The organism is Blautia faecis, assembly GCF_027662325.1.
GTDB lineage: Bacteria > Bacillota > Clostridia > Lachnospirales > Lachnospiraceae > Blautia_A > Blautia_A faecis.
Map to the genome: position 1 here is coordinate 91,843 of NZ_JAQDKY010000005.1, position 16,909 is coordinate 108,751.

Here is a 16,909-nt window from a genome sequence, read left to right on the forward strand (position 1 = left end):
TTTATTGGGAGAGAAAGAGTATGCGAAAGATAAGCAAATTTCTGGCAGTTATAGCAATCAGTATTATGGCTGTATGCGTACCTGCCCAGGCTTCTGAAATTACCCCAGAGGTGACTGCAGCTCCAACTGTGACTGCAGTTCCGGTTCAGCCTACGGCAGCACCGGCTAGAAAGAAAGGTCTTGTAAAAGAAGGAAAGAAATATGTTTATTACGACAAAAAGGGTAATAAACTGAAAAATAAATGGAAAACCATTCACAAAAACCGTTACTATTTTGACGCGAACGGAAAGGCGGTTACAGGTGGGAAAAGAATTGGTAAATACATATATGTATTTAATCTGGAAGGCAAACTGATTCGTCCCACTAAGGCCAAAATTGTAAAAGTAGGAAAGACATCCTATTATGTAGACACAAAGGGTCATGCATATGTTGGATTCTTTAAACTTGGAAACCGTCTTTACCGGGGCGATGTAAAAGGTCGTCTTACCAAGAATAAAACAGTTTCCAATGTTACCTTTAACCGCAAGGGATATGCAGATAACGATGTAAATGCAAAACTAAAAATAGAGCTTATGAATGTTATTTCCAGGATCACCAATCCGGGGATGAGTAAATCCCAGAAGCTGTATGCCTGCTGGTGTTATCTTACCAGCAGCAGTAATTTCTACTATTCCGGCTACTGGCCAGACTTTAATAAAAAAGGCTGGCAGCGAGAGGTAGCATACAATATGCTGGTTTCAGGTGGCGGTGACTGTTATGGCTTTGCCTGCACCTTTGCTGCAATGGCAAGAGAGATTGGCTATAATCCTTATGTAGTTCTTGGACGTGTATCCGGTACCAGAGATGGTGCAGCAGATGGCCTTACCAGTCATGGCTGGGTCATTATTGACGGATGCTACTATGATCCGGAGGCACAGTTTGCAGGATGGTACAGAGGTGTATACGGAAGCAGCAGCTACGACATCAATCATCAGATTAAGAGCATTGTGAGATTTGCGTCATAATTGACGGATACGTCACATCGGCGAAATGTGAAGCATTTTGAAGAGGGCTTTGAATAATTAAATATCTGACATCATGTAGAGCGGAAGAGAAGATATGCATTATTTCTTTTCCGCTCTTTGCGTATACAAAAATTCATTAGGTTGCAACTTGATGAGAGCGTTCAGACAAATTTGTTAATAAATTGGGGTGTGCAGACGCGAAAATTACTTTCTGCATTAATTGTTTTGCATTGAAGTTATAGGGGAAAAGAAAAATAGGAAAGAGAATGGTAATACATAAATGGAAAGTCTGGGTTGTGCGAATTGCTTTTTCATGTGGACTTCTTATTATCTCACCAACATTACAGACAGAGGCTGCCACAAAGAACAGCTGGACAGTAAAAGTAAATAACGAGTACAAGGCTAAACTTGTAAAAAAGAAAGATCAATGGTATCTTCAGTCTACATCCATTCAGATGAAGAATAAGAAAGGGACGGAAAGAATCGCATATCTTTCAATTCCATCCAATGTGGGACTTGCCAGTGGTTATTATTATTTTTGGACAGATGGACGAATAGACAAAAGGAAAAAATTTCATGCTCTTGATACGAAAATTGGGACTACACGCTTTAAAGGCTCTTATTATTTTGGGAAAACAGCCGGACGGCTGAAACAGACGGCTGGTTGGATTGTGTTTAAGGGAAAGAAGCTCGCCCTGAACAAAAATGGAAAATTGTATACAAACCGCTGGTACAAAGGTTATTATCTGACGGAGCATGGCACAATTGCCACAAACCGCAAGATTTCCGGCACCTTGTATGTAGATGCAGAAGGGAAAAAATGCGCGAAGGAAGAGGTAAAGTTAAGCAAACTGAGAATAAAAATAAATGAAAAACTGAAAGGATACAGTGGGAACTGGTCTGTTTATGTGAAAGATTTAAAAACAGGAGATGTCCTTTCCATAAATGAGACCAGCATGTATCCGGCAAGTGTGATCAAGCTTTTTGTGATGGAAGCTGTTTATGCCGGTGCTGCAGAGAAAAAAATCAGTCTTAACAGCTATGTGAACGGTCTTTTGGACAGCATGATAACAATCAGTGACAATGAGAGCTACAATGAGTTGGTTCGGACTGTAGGACAGGGCAGTTTTACTTCCGGATGTAATTATATTAATAATTACCTGAAAAAGAAAGGATATACCAGTACCGGAGTGCATCACACCCTTCATCCCAGCAGCAGTAGTTATCAGCGGGATGGTCTTGGGAGTAACAGAAGTTCTGCTAAAGATGTAGGAAAATTGCTGGAAAAGATTTATAAAAACCAGGCAGTTTCGCGTAAGTATTCGAACCAGATGCTAAATCTTCTGCTGGCGCAGGAAAGGCGGTATAAAATTCCTGCAGGTCTCCCCTCAGGCGTTAAGTCTGGAAATAAGACCGGGGAGACAGACAGCTATCAGCATGATGCGGCGATTGTATATGGAAAAAAGACAGATTATGTGATTGTTGTGTTTGCACGAGCTGGCGAATATACAGGAATTAATGGGATAAAGGAAATATCCGGTATGGTATATGAGCGCCTGAATTAAATTAGTATGTATAAAATCCTGCTATTTCGCAAGAAACAGGGTAAAGTCCATATGTTTATCCAACCGGTTCCCTGCGATTCCGACGCCTTTTCCCATGGTAAAGGCGGCTACAACGGTACCAATTCCAAGTCCTTTGATATGCCCGAGACCGAATCCGGTGAGGGCAGCAGTGATAATCAGGCAGATTACATCGAAGCTGATCTTGATTTTTGGATATGCCACAGAAGTGATCTGGGACAGTTCCCTTGGGAAAAGGTCAGTAGGGACAATAGGCATTTTGCAGCGGTTGGAAATAGCGATTCCAATACAGATCAAAATGTAGCTTGCAATAAAATAAAAAATTCTCCAGCCAATTGCTGTAGGAAGAACATTTATCCATAATTCATGTACATCAAGCAGCTCCCCGAAAACGAATCCTACTACGAAGCTGAATAGATACTGGACTACGAATTTTTTCCGCAGGATCATCAGCGCCAGTACCAGAAGTCCCTGAAATATGTAGGTCCATGTTCCAAGGCTTATCTTCGGAAAGACGCAGGAAAAAGCGTAGGGAACACTGGAAATAGCGGAAATTCCTGTCCCGGAATAGAGCATAAGGACAACGCCGAAGCTGTTGATGGCAACCGCAAGAAGAAGTGCAAGCTCTCCCCGGTAGATTGGGAGAGATTTTTGTGTAGTTTGTGTATTCAAGTGAAAAGCCTCCTGTCATGTTGATTCCTGCATATTATACTACGGATGTGAAAAAATGCAATAAAAAACAGATTTGTTGTTATAACAACTGAATATCACGAAAATTTATAGTATAGTTACGAAAAACAGTTATAGCAGGAGGCTTTTTATCATGGATAAGATGAAAAATATAAGTAAAGCAGAAGTGCTGGTATTAAAAGACCAGGTAGCTTACCAGGAGGGACAGGTTGTGAGCCGCACACTTGCACAGAATGCGGCAGTGAGTGTTACCCTTTTCTCATTTGATAAAGGGGAGGAGATCAGTACACATGAGTCTGGCGGAGATGCATTTGTTACCTGTCTGGATGGTGTGGGGGAAATCACTATTGATGGTGTGAAGTACGAATTACATGAAGGTGAGTCTATTGTAATGCCTGCGAAGCGTCCTCACGCAGTTATGGGAAAAGAGAAATTTAAAATGCTTCTTGTGGTAATTTTCTAGAGTATTTTTCAAATACGCTTTAGAACAGACAACTACTGAAAAATATTATCATGTAATCTTCTTGCAATCCCATGATGGTTAGTGTATACTAATCAGCATAGTTAGGAATAGCTAACCTAACGGTGTAAATCATTTGGACTCCTTATTATGGCAGAAAGACCGCTGACATAATATGATGCGGATTGCGGCTGGACTTTTCCGGGAAGCAGTTCGCGAAGGAGTTCCTTTGAAAAATGAAAGGAGTATACATACCATGGATTACTTAGAAATTGAGAAAGTCATTGGAAGAGAAATTATGGATTCCAGAGGAAATCCTACAGTAGAAGCAGAGGTTTATCTGGTAGATGGAACCATCGGCAGAGGAGCTGCTCCCAGTGGCGCTTCTACAGGCGAATTTGAGGCTCTGGAGCTTAGAGATAATGATAAGAACAGATACCTTGGAAAAGGTGTTACAAAGGCTGTAGAGAACATTAATACATCCATCAACGACACAATCTCAGGAATGGATGCATCCGATATTTATGCAATTGACAAGGCGATGATCAAAGCTGACGGAACCAAGGACAAATCAAACTTTGGTGCAAATGCAATCCTGGCTGTTTCCATCGCATGCTGCCGTGCAGCTGCAACATCCCTTGATATCCCGCTTTATCGTTTCCTCGGTGGTATTTCCGGAAACCGTATGCCAGTACCGATGATGAACATTGTAAACGGCGGCTGCCATGCACTTTCCTCAGGACTTGATGTGCAGGAGTTCATGATCATGCCAGTTGGAGCACCAAGCTTCAAAGAGTGCTTAAGATGGTGTGCAGAAGTTTTCCATGCTCTTGCAGCTATTCTGAAATCAAGAGGACTTGCAACATCTGTTGGTGATGAGGGTGGTTTTGCACCAGCTCTGAAATCTGATGAAGAAGCAATTGAGACAATTCTTGAGGCTGTTAAGAATGCAGGCTATGATCCAGGAAAAGATTTTATGATCGCTATGGACGCAGCTTCTTCTGAGTGGAAGACTGGTAAACTTGGCGAGTACAAGCTTCCAAAGGCCGGTACTGTTTACACATCTGACGAGCTGATTGACCACTGGAAAAAGCTGGTTGACAAGTATCCGATCATCTCCATCGAGGATGCGCTTGATGAGGAAGACTGGGAAGGATGGAAGAAGCTTACCAAAGAACTGGGAGATAAAGTGCAGTTGGTAGGTGATGACCTGTTTGTAACAAATACAGAGAGACTTTCCAAAGGTATTTCTCTTGGATGCGGCAATTCCATCCTAATCAAGCTGAACCAGATCGGATCTGTATCAGAGACTCTTGAGGCAATCAAGATGGCTCATAAGGCTGGCTATACAGCAATTTCTTCCCATCGTTCAGGTGAGACAGAGGATACTACGATTGCTGACCTTGCAGTAGCATTAAATACCTGCCAGATCAAGACCGGTGCTCCGTCCAGAACAGAGCGTGTTGCAAAATACAATCAGCTGCTCCGCATCGAGGAAGAGCTTGGAGATGCAGCAGTATATCCGGGAATGAGCGCATTCAATGTAAAACGCTAATGTTCCGCAAAGCGGTTACTGACTGCAAAGTGAACAGTAACAGATTTACGAGATGATTTCACAGATGTAATCTACCTTATACCCCCTTAAGTAGTGTTATAGAAAGATTCCCCTGCCAGGAAAGCGTGGTTCCATGGCAGGGGGATTTTTAGGATTATTTATTGCGATTTACAGGTAATGTTCCGTGAATAATGTTACTGCAAACCGTACAATTATTTCATTCTGTTATTACAGGAACACATATTTCAGAACAAAGATAACAGCCAGTGCATACATAAGCGGGCTGATCTTTTTGTCCTTAGCTTTTCCGGTACAGACATTGATTATAACATAAGAGATAACACCAAGTGCAATACCTTCGGAAATGCTGTACAGGAACGGCATTGCAATGATTGCGATAAATGCCGGAATCGCTTCTGTAAGGTCGTCAAAGTCGATCTTGGTAACAGAGGTCAGCATAAGGAATCCAACCACGATCAGAGCCGGAGCTGTGGCGAAGGAAGGAATCGCCAGGAAGATCGGGGAAAGGAACAGGGAAAGTGCGAACAAAATAGCGGAAACAAGTGAAGTAAGACCTGTACGTCCGCCCTCTGCAACACCGGAAGCGCTCTCAACAAATGTGGTAACAGTAGAAGTACCGCACATAGCACCTACAGTAGTACCAACAGCATCGGAAAGAAGAGCACCTTTGATTTTTGGAAGCTTACCGTCTTTGTCCAGCATGTCTGCCTTGGAAGCAACACCGATCAGAGTTCCCAGAGTATCAAACATATCTACAAATAAGAATGCAAACATGATAACGATAAAGTCAAGTGAGAAAACTCCTGCGAAATCCATTTTCATAAAGGTAGGAGCCATACTCGGTACGGAAATTCCATTGGAAAAATCCGGGAGAAGACTGTAGAAACCTGCATCCGGATTTGGAACATAAAGCCCCACAAATTGACAGAGGATTCCAAGCGCCCATGTAATAAGGATGCCCCACAGGATACCGCCTTTTACATTCTTTACAAGAAGAATGCCGGTAACCAGTACGCCAATCAGGGCAAGAAGAACAGTGATTCCAAGATAATTGAAAGAACCATCTGACATGGAGCCCTTAAAGGAGAACATGCTTACCAGTGTGGAATCATTGTTTACAACGATCTTTGCATTCTGCAGACCAATAAATGCGATGAAAAGGCCAATTCCAACAGAAACTGCGTGTTTCAGTGTCATAGGAATGGAGTTAAAGATTGCTTCACGTACATTGGTAAGGGAAAGCAGGATAAAGATGATACCTTCCACAAATACAGCAACCAGAGCCTGCTGCCAGGAATAACCCATTCCAAGAACTACGGTATATGCAAAGTATGCATTCAGTCCCATACCGGGTGCCAGGACAAACGGGTAATTGGATAACAGTGCCATCAGGCAGGTTGCAATGAAGGATGAAAGTGCAGTAGCAGTAAAGACTGCACCGCGGTCCATTCCGGCAGCGGAAAGGATGTTGGGATTGACAGCGAGGATGTAAGCCATGGTCATGAATGTGGTAATACCGGCCATGATTTCGGTCTTCACGTCAGTGTGGTTTTCCTTCAGGTGAAAAAGTTTTTCAAGGTTCATAAATGTACCCCCTTCTTTTTACGGCAGCTTGTGTGCCGTTTTTTATATTTTACAGGAATGTTTTGGATGTTGCTTTGCCACGCCCGCAACGCGGATTCCTGCAAATTTCAGGTAGTGAACATTTGACAGAGGATAGAGCTTCGAAAAAATCTCTGCAAAATGAATATTATCATTTCAGGGCTTGTCACATCTTTGTGTGTTTGTTTATATATCTGGCTTTGTATTTAGAATATACAATTGTCTGATCTTTATACAGTCCATAATATCCGGAAGCCGCATAGCTGATAGAAACGGCGATCAGATAGAAGGACACTCCCTTAAAGCCAAACATTTCAAAGGCAATCAGAATAGAAGTAATCGGGCAGTTCGTCACACCACAGAAAACAGCAGCCATTCCGCAGGCTGCGCAAAGGGAGGGAGAAAGCCCTATCAGCTGTCCTGCCATGCATCCGAAAGTGGCGCCTACGCAGAAAGACGGAACGATTTCGCCTCCGCGAAAACCAGCCTTCATAGTCAGTGCGGTAAGGAGCATTTTCCAGAAGAAAGCCATATAATCGGTGTCTCCGGTCTCCACTGCTTTCTCAATAAGCTCAGCACCGGCTCCCATGTAATCCGTAGTTCCAAGAATCAGTGTAATAAAAATAACCAGAACGGCACCGGCCACTACCCGTGCATATTTATTAGAAAAAAACTGGCCGTAGAATCTGGCTGTCTCATTTAAAATAATACAGAAGACAATACTGATCACTGCACATCCAAGGGCTACAACGCCCATTTTCAGCCCTGTTTCCAGAGAAAGTGCAGGAATATTTACTACGTGAAAAGCTTCCGGCGTAACGCCCATACCAGCCGCAAAACGGGATGCGATCAAAGATGCGATCATACAGGGCATAAGAGCTGTATAATACATAACCCCTACACTGACCACTTCCAAGGAAAAAACAGCTGCAGCCATTGGTGTGCCAAATAGTGCAGAGAAAGCAGCACTCATACCACACATAACGATCACATGACGGTCTTCCTCATCGAGATGGATCCATCTGCCAAGAAGATTGGCAATGCTGCCACCCAGCTGAATAGCTGCACCCTCACGTCCTGCTGAACCACCGGCAAGATGTGTTAATGCAGTCGAAATAAAAATCAGCGGACCGGATCTCCAGGGCACATCATCCTGGGAACGGACTGTAGAAAGGACTTGATTCGTGCCGCCATCGTCTTTTCCGAATTTTTCATAAAGAAATACGATGCAAAGTCCGAACAGGGGCAGGAGAAAAAAGGTCCACAGATGTGCCTTGCGGTAACCGGTCACTGCCTTCAGCACAAAAGAAAATAAAGTACTGAAAGCTCCCGCTATACATCCTACCACCACTGCCAGAAGCAGCCACTTAAGCAGGTTCCCCATGTCACGTCTGATAGCTCCGGAGTAATAGCGAAATTTGTCCTCCGGAGTCTGCCTGTTGTCTTTTTCCATAGTATTTTCGTCCTCTCATGTATAGTTGTGACTTACTCCATTTTGTCACCTGAAATAATTGTTTGATATTACTGGAAAATTCCTTTTATAAATACGAATTTATGCGTATTTTCATTATACTATATACGCTCAGAAAAAGCGACAAAAATTTTTGAGAATTTCAAAAATTGTCTATAATTTTAAAGCAGATTGGAAAATGGAAACATAATTTATTATAAGTTTCTTTTTATCGGGGAAAATAATGGAAAAATCCTTTTATACCGGAAAAGGAATCGGTGTGTGTATTCTGGATACCGGGATTTATGAGCATATAGATTTTACTGGCAGGATCTGGGCTTTTTATGATTTCCTGGCTTTTAAAAGGCGGCCTTATGACGATAATGGACATGGCACCCATGTAGCCGGGCTGGTGGCAGGAGATGGCACTGCTTCCATGGGAAAATACAGAGGCGCAGCACCAGGCTGCGGAATCATTGCCCTGAAGGTGCTTGACCGTTATGGAACGGGCAGTCAGGATGACGTGCTTCGGGCTCTTCGGTGGATTCGGGAATACAGGCAGCAGTACAGGATCCGGGTGGTAAATATTTCTGTGGGAACTACCTGTAACTCAAAAAGAAACCATGCCAGGCTTCTGGAAAGTGTGGAGCAGCTGTGGGATGAAGGAGTGGTAGTGGTCACAGCTGCCGGAAACCAGGGACCAAGGCCGGGCAGTATCACAGCTCCGGGAAGCAGCAAAAAAGTGATCACAGTGGGCTCCAGCGATTTGTTGGAAGGGCGCAGTGCTATTTCAGGGAGAGGACCAACGGCGGAATGCGTGTGCAAGCCGGATATTGTGGCGCCTGGAAATAAGATCATGTCCTGCGTGCCTGGAAAACCTTATTCTTATGGTGTGAAAAGCGGCACCTCTATGTCTACGCCTCTGGTGACAGGTGCCATTGCTTGTGCTTTGGAAAAAAATTCTGCACTTACCAATACGGATATCAAAACTATGCTGATGAATAGCGCAGAGGATATGGGACTGCCTCAAAACCTGCAAGGGTGGGGGAAATTTAACCGCAGAAAGTTTCTGGAAATGTAAAAGCAGCCAATTGTGTGAAAAGGATTTCTGCTTAAGTGATTTGAAGAAATGTACGAAAAAGAATACACAAACTTTGATAAAGAATTATCACTTTACAGTATAAAAGCACTTGACGAAGTCGCTTTAAGTGAGTAAAATGGACAGCAAGAGTTCCAAGAGATGAGGAGGAAATATCTATGGAAAACAGACGTGTTTCTATGAATCGCCACACAAACCTGCTTCAGTTAGAGGAGCATATGTATCCGCTTGTGGATGTTGCAACTCCCAATGTATTCCGAAATCTTTTTCCATATTCTGAAGTACCGAAGATTGCATTCAACGACCGAGTCGTTCCACATCATATGCCAGATGACATCTGGATCACCGACACGACATTCCGTGATGGCCAGCAGTCCAGAGCACCATACAGCACTGAGCAGATCGTAAGGATTTATGATTACCTTCATAAGCTGGGCGGACCGGAAGGAAGGATTCGTGCTTCTGAATTTTTCCTTTACAGTAAGAAAGACCGTGATGCTGTTGAGAAATGTATGGAGAGAGGCTATGAGTTCCCTGAGGTTACCAGCTGGATCCGTGCAAATAAGAAGGACTTCCAACTTGTCCGCGATATGGGTATGAGAGAGACCGGTATCCTGGTAAGCTGTTCCGATTATCATATTTTTTATAAGATGAAAATGACACGTAAACAGGCGATGGAGCATTATTTAAGCATTGTAAAAGAATGTCTGGAAATCGGTGTTTCTGTCCGTTGCCATCTTGAAGACATTACACGAGCTGATATTTATGGCTATGTTATCCCATTCTGCCTTGAGCTGATGAAGCTTCGCCAGCAGTACGGCATTCCGGTTAAGGTTCGCTGCTGTGATACCATGGGCTACGGTGTTAACTATCCTGGTGCCGTGATCCCTCGTTCTGTACCTGGTATTATTTATGGTATTATGGTTCATGCAGGCGTTCCTTCTGAACTGATCGAGTGGCATGGACATAACGACTTCTATAAGGCAGTCAGCAACTCCACAACAGCATGGCTGTATGGTGCGTGTGGTGTTAATACTTCTTTGTTTGGTATCGGAGAGCGTACCGGAAATACACCTCTTGAGGCAATGGTATTTGAATATGCACAGCTTCGCGGAAACCTTGGTGGTATGGATACAACGGTTATCACAGAGCTTGCTGAGTACTATGAGAAAGAGATTGGCTACCACATACCGGAAAGAACTCCCTTCGTTGGAAAGAACTTCAATGTAACAAGAGCTGGTATCCACGCCGACGGACTTCTGAAAAATGAGGAAATCTATAATGTATTTGATACCGAGAAATTCCTGAACCGCCCGGTTGAGGTTGCCGTTTCCAATACTTCCGGAGCTGCCGGAATCGCACACTGGATCGACAGCCATTATCGCCTGAAGGGCGACCAGAAGGTTGATAAGAACAGCGAGCTTGTAAAGATGATCAAGTCCTGGGTTGACCAGCAGTATGAGGATGGCCGTGTTACTGTGCTTTGTGATACAGAACTTGAAGCAATTGTAGCAGAGACTTGCCAGAGACTTGGAATTACGTTAAAATAGGGTTGCTGCGGACATAGTTCACAGTTACCACAAAACATATACTAGGAGGTAATAATGGGTAAAATTCAAATGCAGACCCCTCTTGTTGAGATGGATGGGGACGAGATGACCAGAATTCTGTGGCAGTTGATCAAGGATGAGCTTCTTCTTCCTTTTATTGATCTGAAGACAGAATACTATGATCTTGGACTGGAATACAGAAATGAGACTGATGACCAGGTAACCATAGATGCAGCGGAAGCCACCAAGAAATACGGAGTTGCTGTTAAATGTGCCACCATTACCCCGAATAAAGCCAGAATGTCTGAGTATAATCTGAAAAAAATGTACAAAAGCCCTAACGGAACTATTCGTGCAATCCTGGATGGAACTGTTTTTCGTGCTCCCATTGTGGTAAAGGGAATCGAGCCATGTGTGAAGAACTGGAAGAAACCTATCACCATTGCCCGTCATGCTTACGGCGATGTATATAAGAATGCCGAGATGTACATTGACAAACCAGGAGATGCTATGCTGGTATTCAAAGGAGAAGACGGCGAGGAGAGAACGGAGCTGATCCATCACTTTGATACTCCAGGCGTGATCCAGGGTGTTCATAACCTGGACAAATCCATTACCAGCTTTGCAAGATGCTGCTTTAATTATGCCTTAGATACGAAACAGGATCTGTGGTTTGGCGGCAAAGATACCATTTCCAAAACATACGATGGCAAATTTAAAGAAATTTTCCATAATATTTATGAAGCTGAGTTTAAGGAAAAATTTGAGGCCGCAGGCATTACTTTCTTCTATAGTCTGATCGATGATGTAGTAGCCCGCGTAATGAAAGCAGAAGGCGGATTTATCTGGGGCTGTAAGAACTATGACGGAGATGTTATGAGTGACATGATTTCCTCTGCATTTGGTTCTCTGGCAATGATGACTTCTGTACTGGTTTCTCCAGATGGATATTATGAGTATGAGGCAGCTCACGGAACTGTACAGAGACATTACTATCGTCATCTGAAAGGAGAGGAGACCTCCACCAACTCTGTAGCAACAATCTTCGCCTGGACCGGTGCTCTGCGAAAAAGGGGTGAGCTGGATCAGAATCAGGAGCTTATAGAGTTCGCAGATAAACTGGAGAAAGCAACCCTTTCCACTATCGAAGGTGGACAGATGACCAAAGACCTGGCACTGATTACTTCTTTAAAAGATGTAAAAGTCCTTAACAGCCGCGAGTTTATTCTTGCAATCAGAGAGAAGCTTGAGGCCATGTAATAAAACAGACAGCTTTAATAAGTTGTTTAAAGTAAAAATGTTAATATTGTTATAAAAACAGGAACGGTTTCGGATATTTATATTCGAAATTCGTTCCTGTTTTTGAAATAAATATGAAATGTAAGGCTCAAAAGAGCAGGTTACTGGTAATTTATGCCAGCTCCTCCCATTTCTCATAAAGCCCTTCCAGTTCTTCTGCTATAGCGGCTTTTTCCCGGCTGAGCTTCGTGCATTCTGCCACATTCGTACAGATATCTGGCAGAACCATGGTTTCATCAATTTCTTTATCCCTTGTTTCCAGTTCTTCAATCCGTGCTTCCACTTTCTTCAGCTCATTTTCCCGTTTTCTCTTCAGAGCCTGTTCCTCTTTCTGCTGCTGCCAGGTGAGTTTGGTTTCAGAGACGTTTTCCTTAACTTCCTGAGCGGCGGTCTCCTGAACAGGAGCATAAATCCGGGTCATCTCCTCCTTCTTTTCCAGGTAGTAATCATAATCACCGATATAATTGACAATGGCCTGGTTGGTCAGATCCATAATGCGGGTAGCAGTCTGGTTAATAAAATAACGGTCATGGGAAACGTAGAGGACAGTTCCTGTGTAGCTGTTCAGTGCTTCCTCCAGAATCTCCTTGGATGCAATATCCAGATGGTTGGTAGGCTCATCCAGTATCAGGAAGTTGGCTTCTGAGAGCATCAGCTTCGCCAGGGAAACACGGCCACGTTCACCACCAGAGAGAGAGGAGATCAGCTTAAACACATCATCTCCTGTAAAAAGAAAAGCAGCCAGCATATTGCGGATTTCAGTCTCAGTGAGAGTCGGATATGTGTCTGATATTTCCTGGAAAATAGTTTTCTCCATATGCAGAACATGGTGTTCCTGATCATAGTATCCGATCTGAACCTTGGAACCCAAGGCAAAGCGTCCTGCATCAGCATCCACAATTCCATTGAGAATCTTCAAAATTGTGGTCTTACCAGTACCATTGTTGCCAATCAGGGCAACACGCTCCCCACGTTTGATTTCAAAATTAATATCTGTAAACAAAGTCTGTCCTGGGAAAGCCTTGGAAAGTCCTTCTACAGTAAGTACATCATTTCCACTGATAAAACGTGGTTCCAGGGAAATACGCATCTGGTTATCAATTTCAATTGGTTTCTCAATGCGCTGGATCTTGTCCAGCATTTTTACACGGCTCTCAGCACGCTTAATGGATTTCTCACGGTTAAAGGAGCGGAGCTTGGTGATAACAGCCTCCTGATGTTTGATTTCTCTTTGCTGGTTCAGGTAAGCCTTGTACTGGGCGTCACGTAGCTGCGCTTTTTTCAGGGCATAAGCGGAATAGTTGCCTTCGTACATTCTCATCTGGGCAGCCTCGATCTCCACGATCTTGGTAACTACCTTGTCCAGAAAATAACGGTCATGGGAAACGATAAATACAGCACCCGGGTAGTTGAGAAGATAGGTCTCAAGCCATGCAATGCTCTCCATATCCAGATGGTTGGTAGGCTCGTCCAGAAGGAGAATATCCGGTTTGGAAATCAGAAGCTTGCCAAGTGCAACCCGGGTTTTCTGACCTCCGGAAAGGTTCTCAATCTGTTTGCCGTAGTCTTCTTCTTCAAATCCAAGACCTTTTAAAACGCCTACGATTTCACTTTTATAAGCGTAGCCGTTTTCCAACTCAAACTGGTGAGTCAGGCGGGTGTAGCTGTTCATCAGGCTCTCAAGTTTGTCTCCTGCTACGTATTTCATTTCCTGCTCCAGAGAACGGATCTTGTCCTCCATATCCAAAATGTACTGCTTGGTGGTCATCAGTTCTTCGTAAATGGTGTGATGACCGTGGATATCCTGGTACTGGGCCAGATAACCGATCTTCTTATCCTTGGCAATGACCACCTGACCGGAATCCGCGGAAATCTCCTCCATGATAATACGAAGAAGAGTTGTTTTCCCCGCACCGTTATTGCCGATGAGAGCGGCCTTTTCCCGTTCTTCTATGTGAAAAGAAGCATCCTGCAGGATCACCTTTTCCCCAAAAGATTTGCAGATGCTCTGACATGATAAAATCATAAGTTCCTCCTTAAAAAGGCGGTTCTGTATACACAGAAACAGCATTATTAGAATGTTCAATAGTATATTATACTTGAAAAATTTATTTTTTGAAAGAATAATTGTCAAATCACAAAAAAATTTGCAAAAATTTGTAATTCTGCACAACTTTAATTGACAAGAAAATAACATTTCGGTATAATTGACATAGTGTTACGCGGGCTGCCGTTTACAGGTAATGTTCCGCGATGCGTTTTTAGCGGAAAAATACAGGCAGCGGAAACAAGGAGGGGAACATTTTGGATGCAAAAGAGATCTCAAAGGCGGTAATTAAGAGATTGCCAAGATATTATCGCTATCTGGGGGAGCTGATGGAAGAGAAGGTGGAACGTATATCTTCCAACGACCTGAGTAAAAAAATGCATGTGACTGCTTCACAGATCCGACAGGACTTAAATAATTTTGGCGGTTTTGGACAGCAGGGATATGGATATAATGTAGAATATCTTTATACAGAAATTGGTAAAATACTGGGTTTGGACACCATTCATCCCATGATCATCCTGGGCGCAGGTAATCTGGGACAGGCACTTGCCAATTATGGAGACTTCGAAAAACGTGGCTTCCGTCTGGTTGGAATTTTTGATATAAACCCGGTTCTGGAGGGGATTTCTGTTCGCGGGATTGAGATTCGGATGATCAACAGTCTCCCGGAATTTATCAGGGAGAATCAGGTGGAGATTGCTATTTTAACCCTGCCGAAGAATAAGGCCAAGGAGATGGCGAAGGTTCTTATTGACAATGGAATCAAGGCAATCTGGAATTTTGCCCATACAGATCTTGACGCCCCGGAGGATGTGATCGTGGAGAATGTTCATCTGTCCGAGAGCCTGATGGCTCTGTCTTACAACTTAAGCCAGTATCGTAACGAACATAAAGAAAACAAAGAATAAAAGTCAAAGAGGACTGCTGCTTGTCTCGCTGAAGGATTTACAGGAGACCGGGCGGCAGTTTTGCATTAGGAGTGGTCTTATGAAAAAAGTTGTAACCTGCAGTCAGATGAAGCTGCTTGACCATGGCACCATTCATAATATGCATGTTCCCTCTCTGGTTCTCATGGAGAGGGCAGCACTTGCCACAGCAGAAGAGATCCGGAAATATCTGGAAAAGAAAAACGGTTCTGGAAATTTGAAAAAAGAACGGATTCTGACCGTCTGCGGATCTGGCAATAACGGAGGTGACGGCATTGCCATTGCAAGACTTCTGCATCTGGCAGGGATCCGTTCTGAGATTTATCTTGCAGGAAATCCGGATAAAATGACAGAAGAAACCCGACACCAGTGGGACATTGCCATGAGCTACCAGGTACCGTTAATGAATAACCCTGTATGGGATGAATATACTGTTATAGTAGACGGAATTTTCGGCGTTGGACTCTCCAGGGAGATTACCGGGAATTACAAAGAGATAATTGACCATATGAATGAAGCTCCTGCATATAAAGCAGCGGTGGATATTCCGTCTGGCATTCATGGAGATACGGGAGCTGTTCTTGGAACTGCTTTTGAGGCAGATCTTACCGTAACATTTGCGTATAAAAAACGTGGGCTTTGTCTATATCCGGGAAGAGCTTATGCTGGCAGAACTGTGGTGGCGGATATTGGAATTTATGACCGGGACCGTGATGGCAGTGAGCTTGCAAGCAAGGCTGCCTGGCATATAGAAAAATCTGATATGAAAACTCTTCCGGCAAGAAAACCATGGGGAAATAAAGGAACATTTGGCAAGGTTCTTCTTGTGGCGGGTTCGAAGGGAATGTGCGGAGCAGCCTGTCTGAGTGCCAGTGCAGCACTTCATGGAGGTGCCGGGATGGTGAAAATCCAGACTGTGGAAGAGAACCGGATTCCTTTACAGAGCCTTTTGCCTGAGGCAATGCTGACCAGCGAATTTGATGAGGAAGCCAATAAGAAAAATTTAAACTGGTGTGATGTGCTGGTGATCGGTCCAGGACTTGGAACTGAAGGCTCAGGAAAGGAAAGAATGCTTTGGTTCCTGGAAAACGGAGCAAAAGCAGGAAAGCCTGTTATACTGGATGCAGATGGTCTGAATATTCTGGCAATGCATCCACAGTGGATGAAATTCATAGGGGAACAGACCATTCTCACACCCCACATGGGCGAGATGAGCCGTCTTTGCGGCTTGGATGTATCAGAACTAAAGGAAGACCCTGTAGCCCGTGCTTATCAGTATGCAGAGAAAAGTGGCGGTGTTCTGGTACTGAAAGACGCATGTACAGTAGTGACTGACCGGAATGAAAAGCTGTATCTGAATCTTTCTGGTAATTCGGGAATGGCCACAGCAGGAAGCGGAGATGTGCTTTCCGGTATTATCGCATCTGTTCTCTGCATGTATTTAAGCTGTGAGGAAGAACAGGAGCTTTCCTATAAAGCTGCCATGGCGGTGTATATTCACGGTCTTTGCGGTGATATTGCCAGAGAGAAAAAAGGATCTCACGGCATGACGGCGAAGGATATGATCGAAGCCCTGCCGGAAGTTTTGAAACTGGCAGAAGTTCAGAGTAAAGGATGAGA

At 43.7% G+C, this 16,909-nt stretch carries 13 protein-coding genes; 9 read left to right on the forward strand and 4 right to left on the reverse strand.

Annotated features, from left to right (window positions below):
• Positions 1–20: 20 nt before the first annotated feature.
• Both PGQ38_RS04280 and PGQ38_RS04285 read left to right on the forward strand, forming a co-directional pair.
• Entirely contained in the window at positions 21–1,004 is a 984-nt protein-coding gene (locus tag PGQ38_RS04280; RefSeq protein ID WP_173769109.1) for a transglutaminase domain-containing protein, read from the forward strand.
• 266 nt (positions 1,005–1,270) lie between these two features.
• Positions 1,271–2,569: a serine hydrolase gene (locus PGQ38_RS04285; RefSeq protein ID WP_204452204.1), complete on the forward strand. Its 1,299-nt coding sequence runs from the start codon at positions 1,271–1,273 to the stop codon at positions 2,567–2,569.
• A gap of 21 nt (positions 2,570–2,590) precedes the next feature.
• Here the strand turns inward: PGQ38_RS04285 and PGQ38_RS04290 are convergent, their stop codons facing one another.
• Complete coding sequence (locus PGQ38_RS04290) at positions 2,591–3,259, reverse strand: DUF6198 family protein (RefSeq protein WP_204452202.1); 669 nt, start codon at positions 3,257–3,259, stop codon at positions 2,591–2,593.
• 148 nt (positions 3,260–3,407) lie between these two features.
• Here PGQ38_RS04290 and PGQ38_RS04295 point away from each other — a divergent pair, with 148 nt between their 5' ends.
• Together PGQ38_RS04295 and eno are read left to right on the forward strand one after the other, a co-directional pair.
• Entirely contained in the window at positions 3,408–3,740 is a 333-nt protein-coding gene (locus PGQ38_RS04295; protein ID WP_416386737.1) for a cupin domain-containing protein, read from the forward strand.
• Between the two features lie 253 nt (positions 3,741–3,993).
• Positions 3,994–5,292: a phosphopyruvate hydratase gene (gene eno, locus PGQ38_RS04300; protein ID WP_204452198.1), complete on the forward strand. Its 1,299-nt coding sequence runs from the start codon at positions 3,994–3,996 to the stop codon at positions 5,290–5,292.
• Positions 5,293–5,520: 228 nt separating this feature from the next.
• On the opposite strand, the gene PGQ38_RS04305 is transcribed toward eno, so the two are convergent.
• Both PGQ38_RS04305 and PGQ38_RS04310 read right to left on the reverse strand, forming a co-directional pair.
• Positions 5,521–6,897 carry an NCS2 family permease gene (locus PGQ38_RS04305; RefSeq protein WP_173773234.1) on the reverse strand — a complete coding sequence of 459 codons (1,377 nt, stop codon included), beginning with the start codon at positions 6,895–6,897 and terminating at the stop codon, positions 5,521–5,523.
• Between the two features lie 184 nt (positions 6,898–7,081).
• Positions 7,082–8,368, reverse strand: coding sequence for a chloride channel protein (locus tag PGQ38_RS04310; RefSeq protein WP_270430877.1), 1,287 nt, complete (start codon positions 8,366–8,368; stop codon positions 7,082–7,084).
• A 241-nt stretch (positions 8,369–8,609) separates the two neighbouring features.
• Here PGQ38_RS04310 and PGQ38_RS04315 point away from each other — a divergent pair, with 241 nt between their 5' ends.
• The 3 genes from PGQ38_RS04315 (at position 8,610) to PGQ38_RS04325 (ending at position 12,274) form a co-directional block, all read left to right on the forward strand.
• Entirely contained in the window at positions 8,610–9,446 is an 837-nt protein-coding gene (locus PGQ38_RS04315) for a S8 family peptidase (protein ID WP_270430879.1), read from the forward strand.
• Between the two features lie 176 nt (positions 9,447–9,622).
• Positions 9,623–11,014, forward strand: a complete 1,392-nt coding sequence (locus PGQ38_RS04320) for a 2-isopropylmalate synthase (protein WP_118578409.1) — start codon at positions 9,623–9,625, stop codon at positions 11,012–11,014.
• Positions 11,015–11,068: 54 nt separating this feature from the next.
• Complete coding sequence (locus PGQ38_RS04325) at positions 11,069–12,274, forward strand: NADP-dependent isocitrate dehydrogenase (RefSeq protein WP_118578408.1); 1,206 nt, start codon at positions 11,069–11,071, stop codon at positions 12,272–12,274.
• A gap of 151 nt (positions 12,275–12,425) precedes the next feature.
• On the opposite strand, the gene PGQ38_RS04330 is transcribed toward PGQ38_RS04325, so the two are convergent.
• Positions 12,426–14,339 (reverse strand): ABC-F family ATP-binding cassette domain-containing protein, encoded by a 1,914-nt coding sequence (locus PGQ38_RS04330; protein WP_118578407.1) that lies wholly within the window; start codon positions 14,337–14,339, stop codon positions 12,426–12,428.
• A gap of 278 nt (positions 14,340–14,617) precedes the next feature.
• On the opposite strand from PGQ38_RS04330, the gene PGQ38_RS04335 reads away from it, so the two are divergent.
• Entirely contained in the window at positions 14,618–15,271 is a 654-nt protein-coding gene (locus PGQ38_RS04335) for a redox-sensing transcriptional repressor Rex (RefSeq protein WP_173715574.1), read from the forward strand.
• Between the two features lie 79 nt (positions 15,272–15,350).
• Positions 15,351–16,907 carry an NAD(P)H-hydrate dehydratase gene (locus PGQ38_RS04340; RefSeq protein WP_270430881.1) on the forward strand — a complete coding sequence of 519 codons (1,557 nt, stop codon included), beginning with the start codon at positions 15,351–15,353 and terminating at the stop codon, positions 16,905–16,907.
• Positions 16,908–16,909 lie beyond the last annotated feature (2 nt).